This window comes from Nocardia beijingensis NBRC 16342, assembly GCF_001612785.1.
Classification (GTDB): Bacteria; Actinomycetota; Actinomycetes; order Mycobacteriales; family Mycobacteriaceae; genus Nocardia; species Nocardia beijingensis.
This window is the reverse complement of record NZ_BDBC01000010.1, coordinates 79,438-104,689: the sequence shown is the minus strand read 5'-3', so window position 1 is coordinate 104,689 and position 25,252 is coordinate 79,438. Positions and strand designations below refer to the sequence as shown.

Genomic DNA, 25,252 nt, shown 5'->3' with positions numbered 1-25,252 from the left:
CTCGATCAGCCTTGCGCTGTCGGGGGCTTTTTTATGTTCGGACTAATGTCCGGCATGGCGAAGCGCAAGACACCGCTGGCACAACATCCGGGGTCGGAACCACAACCAGTAAGGAACGAAGACGGTGAGCGCACCTACCGCACGGCCAGGGCCTTCGGCCCGTAGGCCAGCGCCTTCGGCGAATCAGCAGGCCACGCCCGCTGCCAACGCGACGTCCGCGGCCAACCGCCGCCAGCTCCCGCCCGAGCGGGTCACCGGCGCGCAGTCGGTCGTCCGTTCGCTCGAGGAGCTCGGCGTCGACACCGTATTCGGCATTCCGGGTGGCGCGATTCTCCCCGTCTACGACCCGCTTTTCGACTCGACCAAAGTGCGCCACGTGCTCGTCCGCCACGAGCAGGGCGCGGGTCACGCCGCCACCGGTTACGCCCAGGCCACCGGCAAGGTCGGTGTGTGTATGGCCACATCCGGCCCCGGTGCGACCAACCTGGTCACCCCGATCGCCGACGCGCAGATGGACTCGGTCCCGATCGTGGCCATCACCGGCCAGGTCGGCCGCGGCCTGATCGGCACCGACGCGTTCCAGGAAGCCGACATCTCCGGCATCACCATGCCGATCACCAAGCACAACTTCCTGATCACCGACGGCGTCGACATCCCGCGCATCATCGCGGAGGCGTTCTACCTCGCCGCGTCCGGCCGTCCCGGCGCGGTGCTGGTCGACATCCCGAAGGACGTGCTGCAGGCGCAGACCACCTTCACCTGGCCGCCGGAGATGCGGCTGCCCGGCTACCGCCCGGTCACCAAGCCGCACGGCAAGCAGGTGCGCGAGGCGGCGCGGATGATCATGGAAGCCAAGGCCCCCGTCCTCTACGTCGGCGGCGGCGTGATCAAGGCCGACGCCTCGGCCGAGCTGCTGCAGCTGGCCGAGCTGACCGGCATTCCCGTGGTCACCACGCTGATGGCGCGCGGCGCGTTCCCCGACAGCCACCGCCTGAACATGGGCATGCCCGGCATGCACGGCACCGTCGGCGCGGTCGCCGCCTTGCAGCGGTCCGACCTGCTGATCACCCTCGGCGCGCGGTTCGATGACCGCGTCACCGGGCAGCTGGACTCCTTCGCGCCCGGCGCCAAGGTCATCCACGCCGACATCGACCCGGCCGAGATCGGCAAGAACCGCCACGCCGACGTCCCGATCGTGGGCGACTGCCGCGAGGTGATCGTCGAGCTCATCGAGACCCTGAAGGCCGACCCGTCGGCGAGCGACGCGCTGCCGCTGCACCTGACCGACTGGTGGACCTACCTCGACGGCGTGCGTGACGCCTACCCGCTGGGCTGGACCCCGCCCGCCGACGGCTCGCTGTCGCCGGAGTTCGTCATCGAGGCGCTCGGCCGCCTGGCCGGACCCGACGCGATCTACTGCGCCGGCGTCGGCCAGCACCAGATGTGGGCCGCCCAGTTCATCAAGTACGAGAAGCCGCGCACCTGGCTGAACTCCGGTGGTCTCGGCACCATGGGCTACGCCGTCCCCGCGGCCATGGGCGCCAAGATGGGCGCGCCGGACAAAGAGGTGTGGGCGGTCGACGGTGACGGCTGCTTCCAGATGACCAACCAGGAACTGGCCACCTGCGCCGTCGAGGGCGTCCCGATCAAGGTCGCGCTGATCAACAACGGCAACCTCGGCATGGTTCGCCAGTGGCAGACGCTGTTCTACCAGGAGCGCTACTCCAACACCGATCTCGGCACGCACACCCTGCGCATCCCCGACTTCGTGAAACTCGCCGAAGCCCTCGGCTGCCACGGCATCCGGGTGGAGCGTGAGGAGGACGTGGAGGCCGCGATCCGCGAGGCGCAGTCCATCAACGACCGTCCCGTGGTGATCGACTTCATCGTCGGCAAGGACGCCCAGGTGTGGCCGATGGTCGCCGCGGGCACCAGCAACGACGAGATCATGGCCGCTCGCGGCATCCGCCCGCTGTTCGACGACGACGAGCAGGCCGCCGAGCCCGCCGTCATCCACACGGCGATGTCGCAAGATCAGAACAAGGTGAACAACGGATGAGTACCACGCATACCCTCAGCGTTCTCGTCGAGGACAAGCCGGGCGTGCTGGCACGGGTCGCGGCGCTGTTCTCCCGCCGCGGCTTCAACATCGAGTCGCTGGCGGTCGGTGGCACCGAGCTGCCGGAGATCTCGCGCATGACCATCGTCGTCACCGTCGAGGACCTGCCGCTGGAGCAGGTCACCAAGCAGCTCAACAAGCTGGTGAACGTCATCAAGATCGTGGAGCAGGACGCCGACAGTTCGGTGGCCCGCGAACTGATCCTGGTGAAGGTGCGCGCCGACGCCAGTGTGCGGACCCAGGTGATCGAGGCCGTCGGCCTGTTCCGCGCGAAGGTCATCGACGTGTCGCCGGACGCGCTCACCGTCGAGGCGACCGGAACCCGGTCCAAGCTCGACGCGCTGCTGCGGATGCTCGAACCGTACGGCATCCGGGAGATCGTGCAGTCCGGTGTCGTCGCGGTGGGGCGCGGGCCGAAATCCATCACCGCCACCCGATGAGCTGAGCAGCGGCACACCGATGGGGCCGACCGCCCGGCGGCGGCCACACGCTAGTCTTTCTGCGATCGACGGTTGGCGTGCCGCCTCCCCGCTCACGCGGGAATGATCTTCTTCCGCGCCCGCGGAGGTGATCCGATCCAGAACAACGTAAATCCACACCGGCGCGAGCACGGTGTGCCCCGCCTCGCGCGGGGATGATCCCGGAAGGAACCACAGTGGCAGTCGAGATGTTCTACGACGACGATGCCGACCTGTCGATCATCCAGGGCCGCAAGGTCGCTGTCATCGGCTACGGCAGCCAGGGGCACGCGCACTCGCTGAGCCTGCGCGACTCGGGCGTCGAGGTCCGCGTCGGTCTGGCCGAGGGTTCGAAGTCGCGTCCGAAGGCCGAGGAGGCCGGCCTGACCGTCGGCACCCCCGCCGAGGTCTCGGAGTGGGCGGACGTCATCATGGTGCTCGCGCCCGACACCGCGCAGGCGTCGATCTTCACCAACGACATCGAGCCGAACCTGAAGGACGGCGACGCGCTGTTCTTCGGCCACGGCCTCAACATCCACTTCGGCCTGATCAAGCCGCCCGCCAACGTCACCATCGGCATGGTCGCCCCGAAGGGCCCCGGCCACCTGGTGCGTCGTCAGTTCGTCGACGGCAAGGGCGTTCCCGCGCTGATCGCGATCGACCAGGACCCGAAGGGCGAGGGCCAGGCGCTGGCGCTGTCCTACGCCAAGGGCATCGGCGGCACCCGCGCCGGCGTCATCAAGACCACCTTCAAGGAAGAGACCGAGACCGACCTGTTCGGTGAGCAGGCCGTGCTGTGCGGCGGCACCGAGGAACTGGTCAAGACCGGTTTCGAGGTCATGGTCGAGGCCGGTTACGCGCCGGAGATGGCCTACTTCGAGGTGCTGCACGAGCTGAAGCTGATCGTCGACCTGATGTACGAGGGCGGCATCGCGCGGATGAACTACTCGGTCTCCGACACCGCCGAGTTCGGTGGCTACCTGTCGGGCCCGCGGGTCATCGACGCCGACACCAAGAAGCGGATGCAGGACATCCTCAAGGACATCCAGGACGGCAGCTTCGTCAAGCGCCTGGTCGCCAACGTCGAGGGCGGCAACAAGGAGCTCGAGGCGCTGCGCAAGAAGAACGCCGAGCACCCGATCGAGGTCACCGGCGCCAAGCTGCGCGGCCTGATGAGCTGGGTCGATCGCCCGATCACCGAGACCGCCTGATACTTGGGCCGATTCGCGCGGTGGCCCGCTCCGGTTCTGGAGCGGGCCACCGGCGTCTTCACGGACTTCCTGGACACGGCAGATCCGCAGTTCGTGAAATGCCAATTGCCGGAACGTTTTTGCCCGCTCAGGGCCCTAAGTTCGCGCCGATAACCGGGACAACTCATCAATGCGGAATGCGTGACGACGCACGAGTGCTACGACCTCGAGGTCACTGCCTGCGCAGTGTCGCGAATGCTCTATCTCAGCGTCATTTCGATCGGCGAGGGGAAGCGAAGCCGGTAATCGGCCCTCTTTCTGCCGAGGTCCAGGCCGCGCACGGTGGGCAACTGTGACGAAAGGCAACCCTGGAACGTGACGCGGGTCATTGCCCGCGAAGGCGCGGTTGGGTCATGGTCGTCAATTCGTTGCAGGAAACTCGCTGGAGATACCCGAATGGCCGACCACAATTTCGCCTACGACCTCACCTTGGACGAAGTACGACGACGCAGCGCCGTCGTCGCGGCGCTCGGTGACGACTGGGATCCGGTCGCGGTGCTCGCCGAGGAAGATCTGGCCTACGACATGCTGTACTCGAATCTCGACGACGAACAGCAGCGTATATACGAGGAACTCGTCCGAGCCGGAGTTCTGCCGGATCGATCGATGCGCCGTATTACCTCCGGCGAGTCCTGACGTGACTGCTCCGCCCTCTCAACCTCTCATCGCGCTCGGAGCCTTTAACCACTCCGAAGCAAAACTCCGCACGTCTGGCTAGCGCGTCGCACCCTTCTGAAGATCGCGCACCGGACGCGCGCCCGGCACCTCGTCGAACTGCGCTCGCTGGTCGAGCGGTGGCGAGCGCCGTGCCGTGCGACGCCGCGCCATTTCCGCATACCTGCGCCGAGCTGAGGCCGAAGCGCCCGGTCTAAACTAGTTACCGATGAGTAAGTTCTTCGCATCGGTGGACGAGGTGACCGGGCGTCTCACCGAGGCCGGGTATCTCCCGTCCCTCGATATCGCCACCGCCGTGTTCCTCGCGGGCCACCTCGGCAAGCCCCTGCTGATCGAGGGCCCCGCGGGCGTCGGCAAGACCGAGCTGGCCAAGGCCGTCGCCGCCGCGACCACGTCCGACCTGGTGCGGTTGCAGTGCTACGAGGGCATCGACGAGGCCCGCGCCCTCTACGAGTGGAACCACGCCAAGCAGTTGCTGCGCATCACCGCCTCGGACGACGAAGGCTGGGACAGCACCCGCGACCACGTCTTCACCGAAGAGTTCCTCCTCGCCCGCCCGCTGCTGGCCGCCATCCGCAACCCGCGTTCCACGGTTTTGCTCATCGACGAACTCGACAAGGCCGACGTGGAGCTGGAAGGTCTGCTGCTCGAGGTGCTCGGCGACTATCAGATGAGCATTCCCGAGCTCGGCACCGTCACCGCGGTGCGCAAGCCATTCGTCATCGTGACGTCCAACGCCAACCGGGAGCTGTCCGAAGCGCTGAAGCGGCGCTGCCTGTATCTGCACATCGACTACCCGACCGCCGAATTGGAGCGGGCTATCGTGCGGATGAAGGTCCCGGAGCTGGACGAGGCGCTGGGGGAGCCGGTGGTCCGTGTGGTCGGGGCGCTGCGTCAGCTCTCGTTGCGGAAAGCGCCGTCGATCGCGGAGACCGTCGATTGGGCGAAGACGCTCGTCGCCCTCGGTGCGCGCAATTTGTCCGGTGGCGTCGTCCGCTCGACGCTCGGTGTGCTGTTGAAGTACCAATCCGATCACCGCGTGGCGATCGAGCGGCTCGGGCTCGATCTGGATGCAGAGCAAGGTGGGCGGTGAGATGAAGCGCCCGCTCGGGCTCGCGCCACTCCTGCCGTTCGCAACCCAATCCGCCGCGAGGCTCGGCGCGGCTGCTCCCGCGAACCGGTATTCTTCGCCGCTCAGGTCGCCGCGCCCGTTCGCGGATTCGCTCTGGCGCAGCGGATCGCATTGCGACGCCATTTCACATCCGGCGCAGGCCACAACCGGGACGGCGAGCATTGCGACAGAGCAGCGATGCAGAGTCGTTCGGTCATCATTCGCTTACCGTCCGGGCGGATCATTGTGCTGCATGTGGCGCGAGGTTGCCGGAGTCGAGCATGAGCATCACTGAAAGCCGCCTCGGCGAGACGGGCCGCCGAGGCTCCGACTCGATGACCGATCGCCTCGTCGAGTTCGTCGGACTGCTGCGGGATCACGGCATCAACGCGGGGCCGAGTGAAACCATCGACGCGGCTGAGGCGATGGTCGCCCTGGGAATCGAGGATCGCGATCGCCTGCGCTCCGGCATGGCCGCCTGCCTGCTGCGCCGCAATGGTCAACGCGCCGTGTTCGATCAACTCTTCGACCTCTACTTCCTGACCGCTCAGCAGCCGCAGCCCGTCGAGCCGTCGACACCCGAATCCATCGAAGCACTGCGTGATCGGCTCGTCGCCGCACTGGCGCAGGACGATTCGGAGTCGGTCGCCGACCTGGCCCGCCAGGCGCTGACCGAACTCGGCGGCTACGGCGGCGCGGGCGCCGGGCAGTCCACCGCGCCGGTCACCACCGCCTCCGGCGCGGGCTGGTCCTCCTACCTGACCATGAAAGCCCTACGCCCGGAAGAACTCGTCGATCGCGTCGTGGCGGGCATGGACGGTTCCTCCCAGCTCGACACCACCGTCCACACGATCGAAGCCAACCGTAGGCTCGCCGCCTTCCGCACCGCCGTCCAGACCGAGGCCCGGCTGCGCTCCGCACATCTGCGCGGCACCGAATACATCGCCCGCCGCGGCGTCGAATCGAGCACCGACCAAATCGATTTCCTCGGCGCCCGCGAACAGGACCTCGCCGAAATGCGCCGCCTGGTACACCCATTGGCCCGCAAACTCGCCACCCGCCTCGCCGTACGCCGCCGCAAAGCCGTCCGCGGCCAGATCGATCTACGCCGCACCCTGCGCCGCTCCATGTCCACCGGAGGCGTCCCCATCGACCCGGTGCTGCGCGCCCGCAAACACGGCCGCCCCGACCTGGTCGTCCTCGCCGACATCTCCGGCTCGGTCACCGGCTTCGCCGAATTCACTCTCCACCTGATCCAGGCCCTGCAAGACCAATTCAGCAAGGTCCGCAGCTTCGGCTTCGTCGACACCTGCGACGAGATCACCCACTTCTTCACGCCCGGCGAACCGCCGACCCCCGGCACCGCCGCCCGAATCATCCGCTCCACCAAGGTGGCTCGCTTCGGCAGCTCGAACTACGGCGAGGCATTCCAAGGATTCCTCGACAACTACGCCGACGCCCTCGGGCCGCGCACGTCCGTCCTCATCCTCGGTGACGGGCGCACCAACCGCACGGCCCCGAATCTCGCTGCGGTGCAGACGATTGCTGACCGAGCGAAGCACACCTACTGGCTGAATCCCGAACCGTCTCGATCGTGGTCGACAGGGGATTCCGCAGCCCACGTGTACGCGGAGTGCGTGACGATGCACGAGTGCCGCAACGTCAAGCAGTTGACGGAGGTCATCGCGCGGTTGCTGCCTGCGTAGTGTCGTGGACAATCCGCTGGACATTTTGCACCGAAAATCTTCGGCCGGTCCTCTCCACTCACACCCATGCGGCTAGCCCGCGGTATGTGAGTGCCCCAACTGCCGCAAGAGCCCGTCTGCCGCTGCGGTTCGTACGCCCGCAACGGCAACCAGCTTCTTGCTTGTCAGAGATCAGCCGGTAGCGTCCTTCCAGGATTCCAGACGGTGTATCGCTCTTGCGTGCAGGCCGTCGAAATCACCGCCGGTCGCCCCACCACCTTGTGGGCTCCGAATACGCCACGCGACCCCGATCCAGTGACCGTCGGCATCCAGGAGGGCGTGCTCTTCGGCCCCGCCAGCGCAAATCCCATCGATGAGACTCGCCACGTGTGAAAGCTGCCCGGGGTTACCGATGGTGTAGTCGGCGAGGCCGTCGATGCCCCACCCTGTCCTGATCCGGGCTGCTTCGTCGTCGAAACGAGTGATGAGGATGCTTCGCGCAGATTGATCGGATGGTCGCGGTGTGCCCGACGACAAGATCACCTGCCCTTCCGACAGGTGTGTGTTGGCGCCGTATCGGATTGCGAGATCACAAATCTCGAGAACCAAGTCTTCCCACGTCAGATCGTTGCACATTACACTCCTCAACTCTTGCACTTGATGGTAACCGAGTCCGAATATTCCCAGGCTATCGAGCCGGACGGCTTGCCGCGATGCACACCCTTTCCGCTCGCGCCTGTCCGGTACTCGCCGTCATCGCATTTCACAGTCGCTTGACCCGTATACTTCATATCCGCCTTCGCATCCAAATATTCTTGAGTCCCTTCGGCAACGGTCTTCCATTTTCCGTTTTCGCGTCGCTGGAGTTGCGCAAAAACGGTGAGTGACTCGGTGTCTACTGTACATTTGATTCGGGCTTTGCCGACAATCCATCCGGGTGACCCTTTCGATTCGTGAGGGTATTCCGGTTTGGCTTCGATCTCGACACTGCAGTGCGCATATTCCGGTGTGGCGCTCGCGACAGTCGGAATCGCCATCGAGCCAACCAATACGGCAGCGGTAAGGGCGGTGCCGAGCAGAGCGCGGCGGCGTCCCGACATGGCGGCTACCGTCGTATTTTCGGTCCTCGGCTTGTAGAAATTGTTCATCGCTTGCCTATCTAATAGTTGCGAACTGTGAACAGCGCGCAGCACGGCGCTGGTGTAAGTGTGTGAGGACGACCCTTGCCAGCACCGGCGTGGGTCGGTTACTGCCGATGCCGAAAATGGGACCACTCCATGATTGGATAGGCTGATTACGATCAGCAGAAGTCCTTTAAGTGCCGCGCTTCGCCGGTCGTTGGATCAATTCTCATTCCCCCTTTTCAACAGTCGTCAGGATCGCGCGATCGCATAGCCAAGACCGACATCCCACTCTCGGGCAGGCCTTGTCTACTCGAATCGGACTGCTTCCTGTTGCGCCTTTCACTGATTTAGACGGGGCCCTACGAAGAATGGTTCCATCCAATATGCGATGACTTGAGTCACATTCGAACTGGTTGGTATTCAGTACTCGCCCGAGGGAGACGTCGACTGCGCTACATCAGTCCGATGCGCCGCTCATGCATTCCCTTCCGGTCGGTACGCGCCACTGTGGCGGAGCCTTTCCAGGATTCTCGACAACTACGCCGACGCCCTCGGTTCGTGTACGTCCGTCCTCATCATCGGTGACCGCCGCACGAACCGCAGGGGCCCCGAAACTCGCTGCGGTGCAGACGATCGTTGATCGGGCGAAGCGCACCTACTGGCTGCATCCCAAACCGTCTAGGTCCTGGTCGACGGGGGATTCGGCAGCCCACGTGTACGCGGAGTGTGTGACGATGCACGAGTGTCGGAACGTCCAGCAGTTGACGGAGGTCGTCGCCCAACACCAGTGCCGCCCCAATAGATGTCCGTCCGACCCAACCTGTGGACAACGGCGGCCGTCGCGGTGGCGATGACCTCGTCGACCCAGTCCGGAATGGGCGCCGCGTTCGCGATGTACTCGCGGACGAGCCCGTACGGAATCGCCTTGACGGCAGCCACCGCGATCGCCATGCGATGCTCGTCGGCGTCGCCGAACTCCGCCACGACGGCAGCGCGCAGCGCGTCGTTCATTCGGTCGTTGACTCCCGCGATCTCGGTGCGCAACTCGGCAGAACCCACGTCGAGCAGTTCCTCCCGCCGGAACATCTTCATCGCCCGAGCTTCGGTGGGATGCTCGCGGCAGTACCGCGGCAGGTGCATCGCGGCGGTGAGCAGCGGGTCGGCTCCCTCCAGCGCGGCGACGATTCCGATCTGAAAGCGTTGGATCGAGCGCAGCCACAGTCGTGCGAGCAGCTCTTCGCGGGAGGCGAAGCGCACGTAGATCGATCCGGTGTGGATACCGGAGGCGGCACTGATCGCGGCGATGGTGGGCCGGGACGTCGCCGGATCGGCGAGCAAGTCGCGCGCGGCGTCGAGAACCTGGTCATCGGTGAATCGCCGGGGTCTTGCCATGAGGGACAGCCTAGGGCAATGTTTAGGAATGTGGATTCAAAAACTGCGTTCCCGATAACGGGCGGCCTACTCGCATTCATCGGATCGGCACACACCGCGCTCGGTGTTGTCATCTGGGCAACCGGTCGAGAGGAGACCGAACTCGCCTTCTGGTTCACCGCGTTCGGAGTCGCCGCCGTCGCCTTCGGCGTCGCCGTGATCGAGACCGAGCGCGCCCGCGGCTACGTACCAGCGCCGATCCTCGCCGCAATCGCCGTTCTCACCGTGTTCGGCCTCGTATTCGAGCCGGTGTCAGGGTTTCTCACCGTCCTGATACCGCTGGCCATCGGCGTCCGCGGGTGGATGCGCCACCGCCGCGTCGCCGCGATCCCGGCAGGGTGAGCCGGACCCCGCTCGGCCACGGCGGTGAGCACGGCCATCGGCCTTCGATGCTCAGTCTCGGCGAAGATGTCGGTATACGCCGCTATTCTGGTCGCCATGGCTGGTTCGGGGAGGGCACGGCAGGAACAAGTTCGCGCCTTCGGTTCAATCGAGAACCTCCTCTTAGCCCGCGCGCCATACCCGGGCAACCGGGTTCGGTCGAGCGTGACGCCCCGTACCGCACAACATCGATTATTTTGTATCGTCGCTTGGACGGGAGCCCCAACCGATGGCGCGTATTCGCGAGATAGTACCGAGCCACCAAGAGATTCGGCCGCACAAGCTCGAGAACGCTGTCTCGTGCCAGTACAAGGTGCTCAAGGACTTCGACGACAGACCCCTCGTTCACCTGTCCACGTTCGGCTCCGATCAGCGTGAGTCTCATCCCAAGAGCAGCCAGTCGCTGCAACTGACTTTAGAGAACGCCGCCGAGTTGATGAACGTCTTCGCCGATGCCTTCGGCTTCACGTGGCGACCGCAACGCAACGGAGGCCAACACTCGGACGTCGACCCAACATTCGCGGACCCGACTGACGAACTTGCTGCGCGGCTGTATGTGCCCAAGGCTTGGCTTCAGGAGTGCATCGATCTTCTTCGCGATCGGCCGCAGCTGATTTTCTACGGACCGCCGGGAACCGGGAAGACATACCTGGCCAAGGCGTTGGCCGAGCACCTCTCGGCCGCGGAGAACGTGAGGATCGTCCAGTTCCATCCCGCGTACTCCTATGAAGACTTCTTTGAAGGATTTCGACCGGTTCAGTCGACAGACGGTCACCTCGCGTATCACCTTCAGCAGGGGCCGTTACGCCTACTGGCAGACGAGGCGCGCAAGAATCCCGACATGGTGTACACGCTGATCATCGATGAGATCAATCGGGGCAACCTCGCGAAGATATTCGGGGAGCTGTACTACCTTTTGGAGTATCGGGACGAGAGCATCGACCTGCTGTACTCGGACGGCAAGGAGAGCTTCGCGCTGCCGAAGAACATCGCCATCATCGGCACCATGAACACTGCGGACAGATCTATCGCGCTTGTGGACTCGGCGATGCGGCGGCGGTTCGCGTTCATGTCGCTGCATCCTTCCGATGAGCCGATCAGGAACATCTTGCGAACCTGGCTGCAGGCGAACGGACACAACACGGCGATCGCCGATATCGTAGACGTACTGAACGACACCATAGAAGACGAGGATTTCAAGATCGGTCCGTCGTATTTCATGCGTCCAGCCGCTATCACGCGGCACGGGATGGACCTCACCTGGCGGACATCCATCATCCCGCTTCTGCAGGAATATCACTTTGGCGACACGAATATTGTTGTCGAGCAGCGTTATTCGCTGGAGTCCATAGCGGAACGAGCCGGAGCCGGAATCGATGGTGGTGTGTAGTGGTATGGAGGCCAAACCGCCGATTGAGTTGATCGAACATGGAGCTTGGAAGATTGTCGACCTGGCACCCTGGGAATTCGACGCTCTGAAAGATACGAATTTCGTCAATGTCAAGCCCCCCGTTCAGGGCAGATGTCGGATCACCCCCGGCGGGAAAGTGGGTTCGGTCAGAGTCGGCAGTGTGCAGATCGACGTTCGGCCGAAGATCACTGAGCTGAGGAGGCTGCTCTTTTTCATAGGTTACTGCTCGAACCCGAAGATCTGGCGTGAAGAGGTGGTTCACCTCGACAAAGCCGATGGGCTCTTTCCGGCGGTTTCGGAATCCTTCGTGCGCTTGGCCGCGCGGGCACTGGAGGGCGGTCTTCTCCAGGGCTATCGAACGAAAAATGAATCGCTCCAAGTGGTTCGAGGGCGGATCGACTTCACCGAGCAGATTACTCGGCGGCACGGCCTGCCTGCCGTTGCCGGTCGCGGTCGAGTACGACGACTTCACCACCGACATCGCCGAGAATCAGATCGTTCTCGCTGCGGTGACGGCTTTGAGCGCATTGCCACAGGTCGGTCCAGACGCTCGGCACAAGCTGAGTCGCATTCGATACCAGATGGATGACGTGGCTCCCCCTCAGCGTAACGTCACCCGACCCGTATGGCGGCCGACCAGGCTGAACGTCCGCTATCACGATGTCCTGAGACTGTCTGAAGTAATTCTTGACAACTGCTCCTTCGACCAGCGTAGTGGAAGCCTGGCAGTCACCGGGTTCATGTTCGACATGTGGAAAATCTATGAGGACTTCGTCACGAGCGCGTTGAGCATGGCAATGCGTCGATATGGCGGACGTGCGGTCACCCAGGGGCGAATCTGGATGGACATGGCGAAGACGATCCTTTTGAAGCCGGACTTGATCTGGTATGACACGAGCGATCGCCCGGTCGCCGTGGTAGATGCGAAATACAAGGTAGAACGGCCAAAGGGGTTCCCCGAAGCCGATATCTACCAGATGCTCGCATACTGCTCGACGCTCGGTCTCGAGGAGGGCCACTTGATCTACGCGAAGGGCAATGGGCCGGTGAAGACGCACGAACTCGTGAACTCCGGCATTACGATCCACTGTCGCGCGCTTGATCTCGGGGTTCCACCGACCGAGCTGCTGCACGAGATCGATGACATCGCCCGCGCCATCCTGCATAGATGATCTTGTTCTCACCGCTCGACAGTGCTCCCCAGCATGCTGGATGCTTTCGCTCCGAGCCGAAGCACCTCCGTCAGCGTTGCGGAATCCATCGTGAGCTCGAATTCATTGCCGGATGACCCGAATACTAATGTCACGGAGTCGTATTCCCTACTTATGACGGTTTTGACCGGGCAGCCATTACTTGTGCCCAAACTGCCGATCGTCAGTCGATTCCATGTCATGGTTGATACCTATCGGTTGCGGTGCTCTCGATCCGCCGCGTGTCGCCGTCTGGCCCTCGTATGACGCCACTTCGGTCGGAATTGATGTCAGCGCGAGTGGTGCGCCCGTAATGGTCAGCGTGTGCATGTCGGGCCCGGCGTGGACGCGGCACGGCGCATGCCCGGATGGGGCTTCGATGACGACGAGCCCTGACGGGCGGCAACTGTCACGTGGCGGCTGTACCCACACTCGAAATCCATGGCGGTCGGCGGGCGATGGGAGTGCGATTCGGACGCCGAGTCTGGCGACGGATGCGTGAGGCGGAACAGTTCGCCGAACAGAGCCATGTCGTCGTTGGGGACATCCGGTATGACGAGGAAGGTCCACCGCTTCGATCGGGGATGCGAGACGATCGGGCCGAGCCGAATGCCGCGCCCTTGCATGTGAACCTTGATGGAAGCGCCGAGTTCGGCTGGAACGGTGATTCCTCCGACGCTGCCCGAGGGGATGAAGATCTGGCGGAGCTGCGGCTGTACACGCGCAGGCAGACCGCCAGTTTCCCTGGAGAAACGGCATCTCGACAACCTGCTCGAACCTTGCCCACGACGACACCGCTGGGGCACTCGAACGCGAAGACGGACTCGAGGCCCTGCGGTCTCGACTCCCGCTGCTGCGCTTGCCGCGGCCGTCGACGTATGTCGAGCGGAGGACTTCGGGATAGGGTCCGACGGGAGGTTTCGGGATGAGTTTCAGACTGGCGGCGTATGCCGTATGCATCCAGGGCGGGCGGGTGCTGCTCGCCCGTCACGTATCGGGGGAGCGGCGAGACCAACTGGACTCTTCCAGGTGGCGGGGTCGAGCACGCGGAGGATTCGTTCGACGCGGTGACCCGAGAGCTGGCTGAGGAAACCGGTTGCCATGGGGTGGTCGAACGCCTGCTCGGTGTGGACTCGCGGGTGATTCCCGCGGCCGCTGCGCGGGCTGGGGGCGAGCATCAGAATGTCGGCGTCTTCTACCAGGTCCGCACCACCGGCGGCAGGCTGCGGCCGGAGCCCAATGGTGAGACCGCCGATTCGATCTGGACTCCGATGCCCGAGGTCGCTCGCCTGCGCCGGTCTTCACTCGTCGATATCGGTCTGGCCCTGGCGCAGACCCTTCCGGCAACCGGCCACATCGCTCCGGTTCCGGTCGGCGGCTTGATTCAGCATTGAGGTACCGCTCGCTCACGCGCATCTCGGTTCCAAAGAACTCGGCGATTTCTCAGCGCCGTACTTCTGCCATCTCGACAGCCCGACCATCTCGCCGCGACAGCTCGCACGCCTCTGCTACATAGAAGGCCTCCAGCGCCTCCGCCGGAGTGCAGGGATTGTCGAGCCGCCCGGTTGCGACCTCGATGAACGCCCCCAGCTCCTCCGCATACGCCGGACGGAACCGTTCCATGAACCCCCCATAGGGAGGATAGGTAGCGGGACCGTGATCGGGTTCGACGGAAGTCAGCGGCGAGCGGTCGTCCAATCCGACGATGGCATTTCCTTTGGAACCCAACGCTTCCAACCGAACGTCGTACCCCGCCCCGTTGTACCGGGTCAGCGATACGGTGGCCAGCGTCCCATCATCCAGACGCAGCACCACGGCCGCCGTGTCGACGTCATCCGCTTCGGCGAAGAACGTCGCACCCCGGTTCGCCCCGAGCGCATACACCTCGACGATCTCTCGGCCCGTCACCCACCGAATGATGTCGAAATCATGCACACCGCAGTCGCGGAAGATCCCACCCGACCGCGGGATGTACTCGGCGGGCGGTGGGGCCGGATCGAGCGTGGTCGCCCGCAAGGTATGCAGCCACCCCAGCTTGCCGGAGCGGATCGCTTCGCGCGCCGCGCGGTAGCCGGCGTCGAACCGGCGTTGGAAGCCGATCTGGACCGGGACGGGGGAGTCGCGGAGGTGGTCGATGACGGCGAGGGTGCCGGTGATGTCGGCGGCCACGGGTTTCTCGCAGAAGACGGGGATGCCCGCGTCGACGGCGCGGATGATGAGTTCGGGGTGGGAGTCGGTGGCGGTGGCGATGATCAGGCCGTCGAGGTCGGCGGCGAAGAGGGCGTCGAGGTCGGGGGCGAATTCGACGCCGAGGACCGCGGCGGTGGTGCGGGCGCGGTCGGCGTCGGCGTCGGCGACCAGGACGGCGGCCACGTTCGGGAGTTTCTTCAGGGTCTCGGCGTGTGAGGTCCCGATGCGGCCGGTTCCGGCGAGGCCCAGCGTGACGGCTCGAGATGACATCGGCTCTCCTTATATATGGACGCGACGTGTTGGCGGGCGCCGGTGGTTCAGCGTGGAGCGGTCGTGGTGGAGCGGACGACGAGCGACGGTTCCACGCGGCGGCGGACCGGGGTGGTGCGGCCGTCGCGGAGGCGTTCGGCGAGCGCCTCGATCGCGAGGTGACCCATCCGGACGCGGGGCTGATCGACGGTGGTCAGGGCGACGTGGCGCAGCGCGGCCAGTGAGGTGTTGTCGTAGCCGACCACCGAGACGTCCTCGGGCACCCGCAGCCCCGCTTCCTCCAGCGCGGACATCGCCCCCACGGCGTTGAAGTCGTTGCCGCAGACCAGCGCCGTGGGGAAGTTGTCGTGGGAGAACAGGTTCAGCAGTTTGCGTACCGCGGCCATGCCCGCGGAGTCGGTGTGCTCGCTGGCCACGACCATCGGTTCCAGGCCGTGGCGCTGCATGGCGGCGCGGTAGCCCTTGCGGCGCGGCGCGGAGGTGAAAGCGCCGCCGCCGTCGAGGTGCACGATGCGCCGATGTCCGAGCGAGACCAGGTGATCGACGGCCAAACCGGTGCCTGCCTCGCCGTCGTCGTTGACCGTGTCGATCTCCGCGACGGTCGAGGTGCGCGAGACCAGCACCAGCGGAGCCTGCTGCGCCGCTGCGCGAATGGCGGCGGCGGGCAGGATCGGCGACAGTAGGATGACGCCCCCGGGACGGAAGGAGAGCAGGCTCTCCAGGGCGGTGCGCTCGCGGGCGGCGGTGCGCCTGCCGGTGTTGAGGATCAGTTCGAGGCCGCGGGCTCGAGCGGCGGCGTCCATGCCTTCGACGACGTCGGCGAAGAAGGCGTTGCGGAGGTCGGAGACCATGACGCCGACGAGGTTGGATGTCCGGCTGGCCAGCGACCTGGCCATGATGTGCGGTTGGTAGCCGAGGTCTTTCGCCGCGTCCAGCACGGCGCGGCGGCGGTGCTCGCTGACCTTGGGAGAGTTGCGCATGACCAGCGAGACGAGGGCGCGGGAGACGCCCGCGCGGGCGGCGACGTCTTCCATGGTCGGTCGTGCCATGTCGCCTCCGTTCCTGGTTCGCAGGCCTTTTCGGGTCGGACGATACAAGCTCCGCACGGGCCGAGCAATAGAGCGCTCTAATCGGACTTCCCGCGTGGCGTGTCGGGTAGAAATAGCGCATTTGGAGCGGAATATTGCCTGGTAATTGCGCTTTGATCGACGCGATGACGACTCTTGACACGCTATGACCTGCGTTACATAGTTGGAGCGCTCCAATAGAGCGGATCACCTCGACGTCGAAGGTCGGAGAAGCACCGATGACCGAATCCCTCTCCCCGCTGCGCATCGCGGCCGCGCCGATCTCCTGGGGAGTCTGCGAGGTCCCCGGCTGGGGTCACGTGCTCGACGCGCACACCGTGCTGGCGGAGATGGCCGCGCTCGGCCTGACCGCGACGGAACTCGGTCCGCCCGGCTATCTGCCACGCGATCCCGGTGAGCTGCGCCGGTTGCTGGAGACCTTCGGGCTCACCGCCGTCGGCGGGTTCCTCGCCGTGGTGCTGCACCGCGACCGGCAGGACGCTGTCGCCCGCGCCGAGGCCACCGCCGTCCAGCTGGCCGCCGCGGGCGCGGAAGTCCTGGTGCTCGCCGCGGCGACCGGACTCGGCGGGTACGACGCGCGCCCGCAACTCGACGGTTCCGAATGGAGCGTGTTGGTCGACACGGCCGCCGCCATCCGCGACGCCGCCGCCGCGTACGGGCTGCGCACGGTGCTGCATCCGCATGTCGGCACCCATGTGGAGAGCGAGGCCGAGGTCGAGCGGTTCCTCGCCGATTCCGATCTCGACATCTGCCTGGACACCGGGCATCTGCTCATCGGCGGCACCGATCCGGTTCGGCTCGCCCGGCGGCACGCCGAGCGGATCGGGCACGTCCATCTCAAAGACGTGCGCGGCGCGCTGGCCGATCAGGTCCGCGCCGGAAAGCTGAGCTACAGCGAGGCCGTGTGCCGCGGCCTGTATGTGCCGCTGGGTGCGGGCGACGTCGACATCGCGGCAATCGTGCGCACCCCGGGCTACCGAGGCTGGTACGTGCTGGAGCAGGACGCCGCGCTGCGCCGGGGCGACTCGGCGCGACAGGCCAGCGACGACACCGCGCGCAGCCTGCGCCACCTCGCGGACATCACGCTCGCCGCCGCGGGCATCTAGCGGAAGCGACGACAACGATGTCTCCGACACCACAGCGCGGCGTGACCGCGAGATGGCGGCGATCGAGCCGCCTGCTGCCGTGGATCGCCACGGCCGCGCTTCTGGCCGCGTGCACCGGCCCCGGCGCCGACGCGCCCACCCCTTCGCAGACTCCGATCGCCGCCGGGACGGTGGAATCCGTCGCGGTGGTGACCCACGGCAGCCCTGGCGACGCGTTCTGGAACGTCGTCAAGAACGGCGCGGAAGCGGCGGGCAAGGATCTCGGAATCCGGGTGGAGTACAACGCCTCCGGTGATCCCGGCCAGCAGGCGAAGCTGATCGACAACGCGGTGGCGCAAGGCGTCGACGGGCTCGTCGTCTCGATGGCCAATCCCGAGGCGTTGCGTCCGTCCGTGGAAAAGGCTGTCGCCGCCGGCATTCCGGTGGTGACCATCAATTCGGGCGAGGCCGAGAGCGCGAGATTCGGCGCGTTCGTCCATGTCGGTCAAAGCGAATCGCTGGCCGGACAGGCCGCGGGAAAGCGGCTCGCGGAGGCGCGGCGGACGAAAATGCTGTGCGTCATCCACGAGGCGGGCAATATCGGCGCGAACGAGCGCTGCGCGGGCGCGACCAAAGCCTTCGGCAACGCCGCCACACTCCAGGTGGACATCAACAACCCCACCGACGCGCAATCGAGGATCAAAGGCGCGTTGGAGGCCGATCGATCCATCGACGCGGTCCTGACGTTGAACTCACAGGTCGCCGCGCGAGCGGTGGACGCGGTGCGGGAGGCCGGATCGGCCGCCACCGTCGCCACTTTCGACCTGAACTCCGATGTGGTGGAGGCGATCCGGGCTGGGAAGCTGCTGTTCGCGGTCGATCAGCAGCAGTACGAGCAAGGCTATCTGCCGATCGTGCTGCTGAAACTGCACCGGACGAATCTGAACACCGTCGGAGGCGGCGCGCCGGTGCAGACCGGTCCCGGCTTCGTCGACAAGAGCAATGTGGACGCCGTCGCCGCGCTCGTCGCGCAGGGCACGCGCTGAGGTGGATGAAATGATCGTTGCCACAAAGACATCCGACCCGGCGCGAGACACGGTTCGCTCGCCGCTGCAACGCCTGGCCGTGCGGCCGGAGATCGGCGCGGCGCTGGGCGCGCTGCTGGTGTTCGTCTTCTTCTCCGTCGTCACCGACCGGTTCCTGAGTCCGCTCGGCGTCGCGACCTGGCTGGACGACGCCTCCACGCTGGGCATCATGGCGGTGGCCGTGGCCCTGCTGATGATCGGCGGCGAGTTCGATCTGTCGGCGGGCGTGATGACCGCTTCGACGGCGCTGGTCACCGCGCTGCTCGCCGTGCACGCGGGCTGGAACGTGTGGTTCGCGCTGCTCGCCTCGCTGGTGTTCGCGCTGATCGTCGGCGCGTTCAACGGCTGGGTGGTGATGCGGACCGGCCTGCCGAGCTTCATCGTCACGCTTGGCACCTTCCTCGCGCTTCAGGGCTTGAATCTCGGTGTGACGCGGCTGGTTACCGACACGGTGCAGGTGTCGGGTGTGCGGGGCGCGGACGGCTATCAGTCGGCGGGCTGGGTGTTCGCCTCGACGCTCGACATCGGGGACGCGCACCTCCAAGCGTCGGTGGTCTGGTGGATCGTGCTCACCGCCATCGCCGCGATCGTTCTGGTCCGCACGAGATTCGGCAACTGGATCTTCGCCGTCGGCGGGGCGCTGCCCAGCGCCCGCGCGGTGGGCGTGCCCGCGGATCGCACCAAGATCCTGCTGTTCATGGGCACCGCGTTCGCCGGCTGGGTGGTCGGCTCGTGCAACATCCTGCGGTTCGCGAGCGTGCAGGCCAACCAGGGTGTCGGGCTGGAACTGCACTACATCATCGCGGCCGTGGTCGGCGGGTGCCTGCTGACCGGTGGCTTCGGCTCGGCGGTGGGCGCCGCGATCGGCGCGCTGATCTTCGGCATGGCGCGCCAAGGCATCGTGTTCGCTCGCTGGGACAGCGACTGGTTCATGCTTTTTCTCGGTGTGCTGCTGCTGGCGGCGGTGTTGGTCAACAACCGATTCCAGAAACGAGCCGAAAGGGTGCGCCGATGACTTCCCTCATCGAGGCCGTCGACCTCGGCAAGAACTACGGCGGCGTCGTCGCCCTACGCGAGGTGTCGACGGTGGTGAACGCGGGCGAGGTGACCTGCGTGCTCGGCGACAACGGCGCGGGCAAATCCACGCTGATCAAGATCCTCGCCGGGGTGCATCAGCACGACCGGGGCGAATTGCGCGTCGAAGGCGAATCGGTGCGGTTCGCCTCGCCGCGTGCGGCTTTGGATCGCGGCATCGCCACGGTGTACCAGGATCTCGCGGTGGTGCCGCTGATGAGCGTGTGGCGCAACTTCGTGCTCGGCTCCGAACCGACGTTCGGATTGGGCCCGTTCCGGCTGCTGGACCGCAAGAAGGGCTGCGAGATCGCGCGAACAGCTCTGGCGGACATGGGTATCGAGATCCGTGACATGGAACAGCCGGTCGGCACGCTGTCGGGTGGGCAGCGGCAGTGCATCGCCATCGCGCGGGCCGTGCACTACGGCGCGAAGGTGCTGATTCTCGACGAGCCGACCGCGGCGCTGGGCGTCAAACAGGCCGGGGTGGTGCTGAAGTACGTCGTGCAGGCGCGCGAACGCGGGCTCGGCGTCGTGCTCATCACGCACAACCCGCACCACGCCTATCCGGTCGGCGATCGGTTCCTGCTGCTCAAGCGGGGCGCGATGCTCGGCTCGTACGAGAAATCCGAGATCGACCTGCCCGAGCTGACCCGGCAGATGGCCGGCGGAGCGGAACTGGAGGCGTTGCAGCACGAACTGCGACGCGTGGTGACACCGTGAAGGAGGCGAATCCGTGACCGAGCTGGAGGCGTTGACCATCGGCCGCGTCGGGGTGGACCTGTATCCCGAACAAAGCGGTGTCGCCTTGGCGCAGGTGCGCAGTTTCGCGAAGTTCCTCGGCGGCACCGCGACCAACGTCGCCGTGGCCGCCGCCCGGCTCGGCCGTCGTACGGCGGTGCTGACCAAGGTGGGCCCCGACGGCTTCGGCGACTTCGTGCGCACGGCATTGGAGGGCTTCGGCGTCTCGTCCCGCTATGTGACGACCGCGCCGGAGCTCCAGACGCCCGTGGTCTTCTGCGAGCTCACACCGCCGTCCGATCCGCCACTGCTGTTCTACCGTGCGCCGATCGCGCCGGACCTGACCATCACTCCGGACGAAGTGCCCTGGGAAGTGGTGGATGCCGTGCCGCTGCTGTGGGTGACCGGCACCGGGGTGAGCGCGGAGCCGGCGCGCGGCACGCAACGGAAGATTCTGCTGCGGCGGGCACGACGCGGGCATACGGTGCTCGACCTGGACTACCGGCCGATGTTCTGGCCGGATGTCGAGACAGCGCGGGCCGAGATCGGCTGGATGGTCGACCACGTGAACGTGGTGGTCGGCAACCGTGCCGAAACCGAGGTGGCGGTGGGCACCGCCGACCCGGACGCGGCGGCCGATCGACTGCTCGCCCGTGGCGTGCGCTTGGCGGTGATCAAGCAGGGCGGCGATGGCGTGCTGGTGGCCACCGCCGAGGAACGCTGGACGGTGCCGCCGTGCCGCGTGGACGTGGTGTGCGGGCTCGGCGCGGGTGACGGTTTCGGCGGCGCGCTGATCCACGGCCTGCTCTCGGACTGGGACCCCCGGCGCATCGCCACCTACGCCAACGCGGCGGGCGCGCTGGTCGCCGCGCGCCTGGCCTGCGCGGACGCGATGCCAACGGCCGCGGAGATCGAGGAACTGCTGTGCGGCTGAGTCGCGAGGAAGGAGCTGTCGCGCCTGCGGCGGAGGTGCGGAAAGGAGGAACTGTCATGCATGTGACCGACGAACGCTGGCGTGAGCTACTGCACGTGCGGGCTACGGACCCTGCCGCGGTCGAGCGGGCCTACGCCGAACGGGTGCGCCGCGCCGACCTGCTGGCGGGCAAGCAGACGTTGTTCCTCGTCGCCGCGGATCACCCGGCTCGCGGCGCGCTCGGCGTCGGCGCGGACCGCACCGCCATGGCGGATCGGCGCACGCTGCTGGAACGGCTGTTGATCGCGCTGGCCGACCCGGACGTGGACGGCGTGCTCGGCTCGCCGGACGTCGTCGAGGAACTGCTGCTGTTGGACGCGCTGGACGACAAGGTCGTGATCGGCTCGATGAACCGCGGCGGCCTGGCGGGTGCGGAGTGGGAGATCGACGACCGGTTCACCGGGTACGATGCGGATTCCCTCGCGCGCTTCCGGCTCGACGGCGGCAAGATGCTGCTGCGCCTGGTCGATTCCGACGCGGGCACCGTGCCGACGCTGCAAGCCTGCGCGCAAGCGGTCTCGGAACTGGCGGCGCACGAACTGATGGCGATGGTCGAACCGCTGCCGTATCACCGGAACGGCTCCGGCGCGCTGGTGATGAGCAAGGACGCGGTCTCCCTGTCGCGGGCGATCACGGTGGCCTCCGGCCTCGGCGTCACCTCCGCCTACACCTGGCTGAAGATCCCCGCGCCACAGGATGTTTCGGTGCTGGACGCGACGACGCTGCCGGTTCTCGTGCTGGGCGGCGCGCCGTCCGGGGACCCGGCGGTGGATCGAGCGCTGTGGGGCGGAGCGCTCGGCCACGACGTTGTTCGTGGTCTCGTCGTCGGCCGCGCCCTGCTCTACCCGCCGGACGGCGACGTAGCGAGGGCGGTCGAAACCGCCGCCCGCTTGCTGAAGGAAGCCCGATGAGGCGGGATGGTCGTCGGCGAACGGGACGGCCGAATGTGTTCGTCCGGCGAGGTGATCGAGTTGCCGGTTCCGGCTCGAGCATGGAGGAGGCGCGATGACACTGCATCGTCCGGAAGGCACCCTGCGCGATGACGGTGACCCGATCCTGCTGACCCCCGACGACGCCGGATGGACCTACGCCGGGCTACGGGTGCTGCGGATCGAGGCGGAGAAGTCGCGGATCGTGGGGACGGGTGAGTTCGAGGCGTTCGTCCTGCCGCTGTCCGGAGCGTGCACGGTGCGGGTGGACGGCACGACCTTCGCGCTGACCGGCCGGGCATCGGTCTTCACCCGCGTGACGGATTTCGCCTACGTCCCGCGCGACGCCGAGGTGGAACTCTTGGCCAAGGGCGGTGATCTCGAGGTGGCACTGCCGATGGCCCGCTGCCGGAAGCGGCTCGAGCCGAGATACGGCCCCGCCGAGGAGGTGCCGGTCGAAGTCCGCGGCGCGGGGAGCGCGACCCGCCAGGTCACCAACTTCGGCGTACCCGGCGTCTGGGAGCACGCGGACAAGCTCAACGCCTGCGAGCTGATCACCCCGGACGGCAACTGGTCGTCCTACCCGCCGCACAAGCACGACGAGGCGAGCGATTGCGAGGTCGTCAACGAGGAGATCTACTACTTCCGCATCGCCGGACGAAACGGAATGACTCCATCCCGCGAGGGATTCGGCCTGCACCACACCTACACCGCCGACGGCACGGTGAACGAGAACGTGGTGGTCCGCGACGGCGACGTGTTCCTGATCCCGCGCGGCTATCACGGCCCGTGTGTCGCGGCCCCCGGCTACCCCATGTACTACCTCAATGTGCTGGCCGGTCCCGCGCCCGAACGGTCGATGGCGTTCTGCGACGACCCCGCGCACAGCTGGGTACGGGCGCGCTGGGACGACGAGCCGCTCGACCCGCGCTGTCCGGTCACCTCCCACGAAGGACGGATCGGATGAAGCTGACCACGGCGCAGGCGCTGGTGGCCTGGGCGATCGCCCAGCGCTCCGAGACACTCGACGGCAGCGAGGTGCCGCTGTTCCCCGCCGTCTTCGCGATCTTCGGCCACGGCAACGTGCTCGGCCTCGGCACCGCGCTGCACGAGCGTCGCGCGGAACTCCCCGTCTGGCGCGGGCACACCGAAGAGGGAATGACGCTGGCAGCCGTCGCCTACGCCAAGGCCACCCACCGACGCCAGGTCGGTATCGCGACCTCGTCGATCGGACCCGGCGCCCTCAACATGGTGACGGCGGCGGGCGTCGCGCACGCGAATCGCCTCCCGCTGCTGCTGCTCCCCGGCGACACCTTCACCGGACGCGCGCCCGATCCGGTGCTGCAGCAAGTCGAGCACTTCGGCGATCCGACGGTCACGGTCAACGACGCGTTCCGCGCGGTGAGCCGCTACTTCGATCGCATCACCCGCCCGGAACAGCTGATTGCCACGTTGCCCCAGGTGGCCAGGGTGCTCACGGATCCGGCCTATGCCGGTCCCGTCGTCCTGGCACTGCCGCAGGACGTCCAAGCCGAGACCTACGATTTCCCCGACGCGCTCTTCGAGCCGGTGGTGCACCGTCTCACGCGGCCACGTCCCGACCACCGCGCACTTGCCGACGCGGCCGCCGCGCTGCGCACCGCCCGCCGCCCGCTGCTGATCCTCGGCGGTGGTGTGCGGTATTCGGGCGCAGGACCCACCGTGCTCGACTTCGCCGAGCGCTACGGCGTTCCGATCGTCGAGACCACCGCGGGCCGCACTCTGGTGCCGCACGGGCATCCGCTGTACGCGGGACCGCTCGGCATCACCGGCTCGGCATCGGCGAACACGATGGCGGGCGACGCCGACGTGGTCCTCGCGGTCGGCACCCGGTTGCAGGACTTCACCACCGCGTCCTGGACGGTCTTCGCGCCGGACGTTCGCTTGGTCGCGATCAACGTGGCGCGCTTCGACGCCGTCAAGCACGGCGCCCTCGCGGTGGTCGGCGACGCCGAGGCCACCGTGCGCGAGCTGGACGCGCAGACGGGGCAGTGGCGCGTGGAGACCGAATGGACCGCGCGAGCCGCCGCACTGCGCGGCGCCTGGGACGCGCACATCGACCACCTGCGCGCACCGACCCGGGGCACACCGAGCTACGCCCAGGTGGTGGGCGCCGTGAACGACCTGAGCGAGCCGGGCGACTACGTGATGACGGCCTCTGGCGGTCTGCCCGGCGAACTCGTCGGCGGCTGGCGGGCGGCCGGCGGCGCGCCGACCATGGACGTGGAGTACGGCTTCTCCTGCATGGGCTACGAACTCGCCGGGGCGTGGGGCGCGGCCATGGCGCGCGCCGACGGCGTGGTGACGACCTTGCTCGGGGACGGCTCGTATCTGATGCTGAACTCGGAATTGTTCTCCGCGGCGTTCGCCGGGCACCCGTTCGTGGCGGTGGTCTGCGACAACGACGGCTATGCCGTGATCGCGCGGCTGCAAGAAGGGCAGGGCGGCGAGCCGTTCAACAACTTCTATGCCGATTGCCGCACCACGCGCGAGCAGTCGCCGCGAGTCGATTTCGCCGCCCATGCCGCCGCTCTGGGATGCGCCGCCTTCACCGCCACCGACCTCGATGAGTTCCGGGAGGCCTACCTGCGGGCGCGGGCGACGGCGAGCGCCGAACGGCGTCCCGCCGTGCTGGTCGTGCGGACGCTGCCGTCGGCATGGACCGACGCGGGCGCCTGGTGGGAGGTCGGCGTGCCGGAGCAGCTGCCGGGCCGGGCCGCCTACGCCGAGGCGAAACCGCGTCAGGTGCGCTACTCGCGCTCGTGAACAGAACTTAACGAACAGTGCGCCCGCCGCTACACGGACCTAGGCTGAAGTCGTAGTCTACTCGTGGTACGCTGAAATGCGTTGCGACACAAGCTAACTGGTAGCAAGAAGGTATCAGTGTCGAGCCGTGTCGCAAAAGTCGCTCCCTACCGCCCGGCGCGGTTGCTCAGGTCGGTGGGG

At 66.5% G+C, this 25,252-nt stretch carries 24 protein-coding genes; 19 read left to right on the top strand and 5 right to left on the bottom strand.

What is annotated here, in order from left to right; translation table 11 throughout:
• Positions 1-124 precede the first annotated feature (124 nt).
• From NB3_RS05765 to NB3_RS05740, 6 genes are all read left to right on the top strand, one after another.
• Complete coding sequence (locus NB3_RS05765; RefSeq protein ID WP_067797575.1) at positions 125-2,059, top strand: acetolactate synthase large subunit; 1,935 nt, start codon at positions 125-127, stop codon at positions 2,057-2,059.
• A complete protein-coding gene (gene ilvN / locus NB3_RS05760) occupies positions 2,056-2,559 on the top strand; it encodes an acetolactate synthase small subunit (protein ID WP_040780853.1) in 504 nt (167 codons plus the stop codon). The genes NB3_RS05765 and ilvN overlap by 4 nt, the downstream gene beginning before the upstream one ends.
• A gap of 227 nt (positions 2,560-2,786) precedes the next feature.
• Entirely contained in the window at positions 2,787-3,788 is a 1,002-nt protein-coding gene (gene ilvC, locus NB3_RS05755; RefSeq protein WP_174372187.1) for a ketol-acid reductoisomerase, read from the top strand.
• A 435-nt stretch (positions 3,789-4,223) separates the two neighbouring features.
• A complete protein-coding gene (locus NB3_RS05750; protein WP_067797573.1) occupies positions 4,224-4,463 on the top strand; it encodes a DUF6400 family protein in 240 nt (79 codons plus the stop codon).
• A 247-nt stretch (positions 4,464-4,710) separates the two neighbouring features.
• On the top strand, positions 4,711-5,595 hold the full coding sequence (locus NB3_RS05745) for an AAA family ATPase (protein WP_067797569.1): 885 nt from the start codon (positions 4,711-4,713) through the stop codon (positions 5,593-5,595).
• Between the two features lie 299 nt (positions 5,596-5,894).
• Complete coding sequence (locus NB3_RS05740; RefSeq protein WP_244891781.1) at positions 5,895-7,319, top strand: vWA domain-containing protein; 1,425 nt, start codon at positions 5,895-5,897, stop codon at positions 7,317-7,319.
• 171 nt (positions 7,320-7,490) lie between these two features.
• Here NB3_RS05740 and NB3_RS05735 read toward each other — a convergent pair whose 3' ends face one another.
• The 3 genes from NB3_RS05735 to NB3_RS05730 all read right to left on the bottom strand — a co-directional run bounded on the left by NB3_RS05735 (position 7,491) and on the right by NB3_RS05730 (position 9,814).
• Positions 7,491-7,934: a hypothetical protein gene (locus NB3_RS05735; RefSeq protein ID WP_157111554.1), complete on the bottom strand. Its 444-nt coding sequence runs from the start codon at positions 7,932-7,934 to the stop codon at positions 7,491-7,493.
• Positions 7,935-7,942: 8 nt separating this feature from the next.
• Complete coding sequence (locus NB3_RS34810) at positions 7,943-8,446, bottom strand: hypothetical protein (protein ID WP_157111552.1); 504 nt, start codon at positions 8,444-8,446, stop codon at positions 7,943-7,945.
• 654 nt (positions 8,447-9,100) lie between these two features.
• The gene (locus tag NB3_RS05730) at positions 9,101-9,814 is read right to left on the bottom strand and encodes a TetR/AcrR family transcriptional regulator (protein WP_084485826.1); all 714 of its coding nucleotides are present in this window, start codon (positions 9,812-9,814) and stop codon (positions 9,101-9,103) included.
• Between the two features lie 30 nt (positions 9,815-9,844).
• Between NB3_RS05730 and NB3_RS05725 the strand changes: the two genes are divergently transcribed.
• The 5 genes from NB3_RS05725 (at position 9,845) to NB3_RS05710 (ending at position 14,229) form a co-directional block, all read left to right on the top strand.
• Positions 9,845-10,195, top strand: a complete 351-nt coding sequence (locus tag NB3_RS05725; protein ID WP_244891780.1) for a DUF6463 family protein — start codon at positions 9,845-9,847, stop codon at positions 10,193-10,195.
• A 268-nt stretch (positions 10,196-10,463) separates the two neighbouring features.
• Entirely contained in the window at positions 10,464-11,624 is a 1,161-nt protein-coding gene (locus NB3_RS05720) for an McrB family protein (RefSeq protein WP_067797557.1), read from the top strand.
• On the top strand, positions 11,611-12,234 hold the full coding sequence (locus NB3_RS36770) for a 5-methylcytosine restriction system specificity protein McrC (RefSeq protein ID WP_084485824.1): 624 nt from the start codon (positions 11,611-11,613) through the stop codon (positions 12,232-12,234). Before NB3_RS05720 ends, NB3_RS36770 begins: the two co-directional genes overlap by 14 nt.
• Positions 12,125-12,817: an McrC family protein gene (locus NB3_RS33960; RefSeq protein ID WP_371855882.1), complete on the top strand. Its 693-nt coding sequence runs from the start codon at positions 12,125-12,127 to the stop codon at positions 12,815-12,817. The genes NB3_RS36770 and NB3_RS33960 overlap by 110 nt, the downstream gene beginning before the upstream one ends.
• Positions 12,818-13,782: 965 nt before the next feature.
• The gene (locus tag NB3_RS05710) at positions 13,783-14,229 is read left to right on the top strand and encodes an NUDIX hydrolase (protein WP_218020530.1); all 447 of its coding nucleotides are present in this window, start codon (positions 13,783-13,785) and stop codon (positions 14,227-14,229) included.
• 49 nt (positions 14,230-14,278) lie between these two features.
• On the opposite strand, the gene NB3_RS05705 is transcribed toward NB3_RS05710, so the two are convergent.
• Both NB3_RS05705 and NB3_RS05700 read right to left on the bottom strand, forming a co-directional pair.
• Positions 14,279-15,295, bottom strand: coding sequence for a Gfo/Idh/MocA family protein (locus NB3_RS05705; protein ID WP_067797551.1), 1,017 nt, complete (start codon positions 15,293-15,295; stop codon positions 14,279-14,281).
• 47 nt (positions 15,296-15,342) lie between these two features.
• Complete coding sequence (locus NB3_RS05700) at positions 15,343-16,344, bottom strand: LacI family DNA-binding transcriptional regulator (protein WP_067797548.1); 1,002 nt, start codon at positions 16,342-16,344, stop codon at positions 15,343-15,345.
• Positions 16,345-16,601: 257 nt separating this feature from the next.
• Between NB3_RS05700 and NB3_RS05695 the strand changes: the two genes are divergently transcribed.
• From NB3_RS05695 to iolD, 8 genes are all read left to right on the top strand, one after another.
• Positions 16,602-17,489, top strand: a complete 888-nt coding sequence (locus tag NB3_RS05695) for a TIM barrel protein (protein WP_067797545.1) — start codon at positions 16,602-16,604, stop codon at positions 17,487-17,489.
• Between the two features lie 17 nt (positions 17,490-17,506).
• Complete coding sequence (locus NB3_RS05690) at positions 17,507-18,514, top strand: sugar ABC transporter substrate-binding protein (RefSeq protein WP_157111548.1); 1,008 nt, start codon at positions 17,507-17,509, stop codon at positions 18,512-18,514.
• Positions 18,515-18,524: 10 nt separating this feature from the next.
• Entirely contained in the window at positions 18,525-19,568 is a 1,044-nt protein-coding gene (locus NB3_RS05685) for an ABC transporter permease (RefSeq protein WP_067798420.1), read from the top strand.
• Positions 19,565-20,347 carry an ATP-binding cassette domain-containing protein gene (locus NB3_RS05680; RefSeq protein ID WP_067797539.1) on the top strand — a complete coding sequence of 261 codons (783 nt, stop codon included), beginning with the start codon at positions 19,565-19,567 and terminating at the stop codon, positions 20,345-20,347. Before NB3_RS05685 ends, NB3_RS05680 begins: the two co-directional genes overlap by 4 nt.
• A gap of 13 nt (positions 20,348-20,360) precedes the next feature.
• Positions 20,361-21,299, top strand: coding sequence for a 5-dehydro-2-deoxygluconokinase (gene iolC / locus NB3_RS05675; protein WP_067797536.1), 939 nt, complete (start codon positions 20,361-20,363; stop codon positions 21,297-21,299).
• Positions 21,300-21,355: 56 nt separating this feature from the next.
• Positions 21,356-22,249: a Cgl0159 family (beta/alpha)8-fold protein gene (locus NB3_RS05670; protein WP_067797533.1), complete on the top strand. Its 894-nt coding sequence runs from the start codon at positions 21,356-21,358 to the stop codon at positions 22,247-22,249.
• 94 nt (positions 22,250-22,343) lie between these two features.
• Complete coding sequence (gene iolB / locus NB3_RS05665) at positions 22,344-23,234, top strand: 5-deoxy-glucuronate isomerase (RefSeq protein WP_067797531.1); 891 nt, start codon at positions 22,344-22,346, stop codon at positions 23,232-23,234.
• A complete protein-coding gene (gene iolD / locus NB3_RS05660; RefSeq protein WP_174553172.1) occupies positions 23,231-25,072 on the top strand; it encodes a 3D-(3,5/4)-trihydroxycyclohexane-1,2-dione acylhydrolase (decyclizing) in 1,842 nt (613 codons plus the stop codon). The genes iolB and iolD overlap by 4 nt, the downstream gene beginning before the upstream one ends.
• Positions 25,073-25,252 lie beyond the last annotated feature (180 nt).

Bases quoted from the DNA above. Each gene is read 5' to 3' on its own strand.
- iolB (WP_067797531.1), top strand. From the start codon at position 22,344: ATGACACTGCATCGTCCGGAAGGCACCCTGCGCGATGACGGTGACCCG.
- NB3_RS05735 (WP_157111554.1), bottom strand. From the start codon at position 7,934: ATGTGCAACGATCTGACGTGGGAAGACTTGGTTCTCGAGATTTGTGAT.
- NB3_RS34810 (WP_157111552.1), bottom strand. From the start codon at position 8,446: ATGAACAATTTCTACAAGCCGAGGACCGAAAATACGACGGTAGCCGCC.
- NB3_RS36770 (WP_084485824.1), top strand. From the start codon at position 11,611: ATGGTGGTGTGTAGTGGTATGGAGGCCAAACCGCCGATTGAGTTGATC.
- NB3_RS05730 (WP_084485826.1), bottom strand. From the start codon at position 9,814: ATGGCAAGACCCCGGCGATTCACCGATGACCAGGTTCTCGACGCCGCG.
- NB3_RS05750 (WP_067797573.1), top strand. From the start codon at position 4,224: ATGGCCGACCACAATTTCGCCTACGACCTCACCTTGGACGAAGTACGA.
- iolD (WP_174553172.1), top strand. From the start codon at position 23,231: ATGAAGCTGACCACGGCGCAGGCGCTGGTGGCCTGGGCGATCGCCCAG.
- ilvC (WP_174372187.1), top strand. From the start codon at position 2,787: ATGTTCTACGACGACGATGCCGACCTGTCGATCATCCAGGGCCGCAAG.
- NB3_RS05700 (WP_067797548.1), bottom strand. From the start codon at position 16,344: ATGGCACGACCGACCATGGAAGACGTCGCCGCCCGCGCGGGCGTCTCC.
- NB3_RS05690 (WP_157111548.1), top strand. From the start codon at position 17,507: ATGTCTCCGACACCACAGCGCGGCGTGACCGCGAGATGGCGGCGATCG.
- NB3_RS05745 (WP_067797569.1), top strand. From the start codon at position 4,711: ATGAGTAAGTTCTTCGCATCGGTGGACGAGGTGACCGGGCGTCTCACC.
- NB3_RS05695 (WP_067797545.1), top strand. From the start codon at position 16,602: ATGACCGAATCCCTCTCCCCGCTGCGCATCGCGGCCGCGCCGATCTCC.
- NB3_RS05720 (WP_067797557.1), top strand. From the start codon at position 10,464: ATGGCGCGTATTCGCGAGATAGTACCGAGCCACCAAGAGATTCGGCCG.
- NB3_RS05710 (WP_218020530.1), top strand. From the start codon at position 13,783: ATGCCGTATGCATCCAGGGCGGGCGGGTGCTGCTCGCCCGTCACGTAT.
- NB3_RS05680 (WP_067797539.1), top strand. From the start codon at position 19,565: ATGACTTCCCTCATCGAGGCCGTCGACCTCGGCAAGAACTACGGCGGC.
- NB3_RS05740 (WP_244891781.1), top strand. From the start codon at position 5,895: ATGAGCATCACTGAAAGCCGCCTCGGCGAGACGGGCCGCCGAGGCTCC.
- NB3_RS05705 (WP_067797551.1), bottom strand. From the start codon at position 15,295: ATGTCATCTCGAGCCGTCACGCTGGGCCTCGCCGGAACCGGCCGCATC.
- NB3_RS05670 (WP_067797533.1), top strand. From the start codon at position 21,356: ATGCATGTGACCGACGAACGCTGGCGTGAGCTACTGCACGTGCGGGCT.
- NB3_RS05685 (WP_067798420.1), top strand. From the start codon at position 18,525: ATGATCGTTGCCACAAAGACATCCGACCCGGCGCGAGACACGGTTCGC.
- ilvN (WP_040780853.1), top strand. From the start codon at position 2,056: ATGAGTACCACGCATACCCTCAGCGTTCTCGTCGAGGACAAGCCGGGC.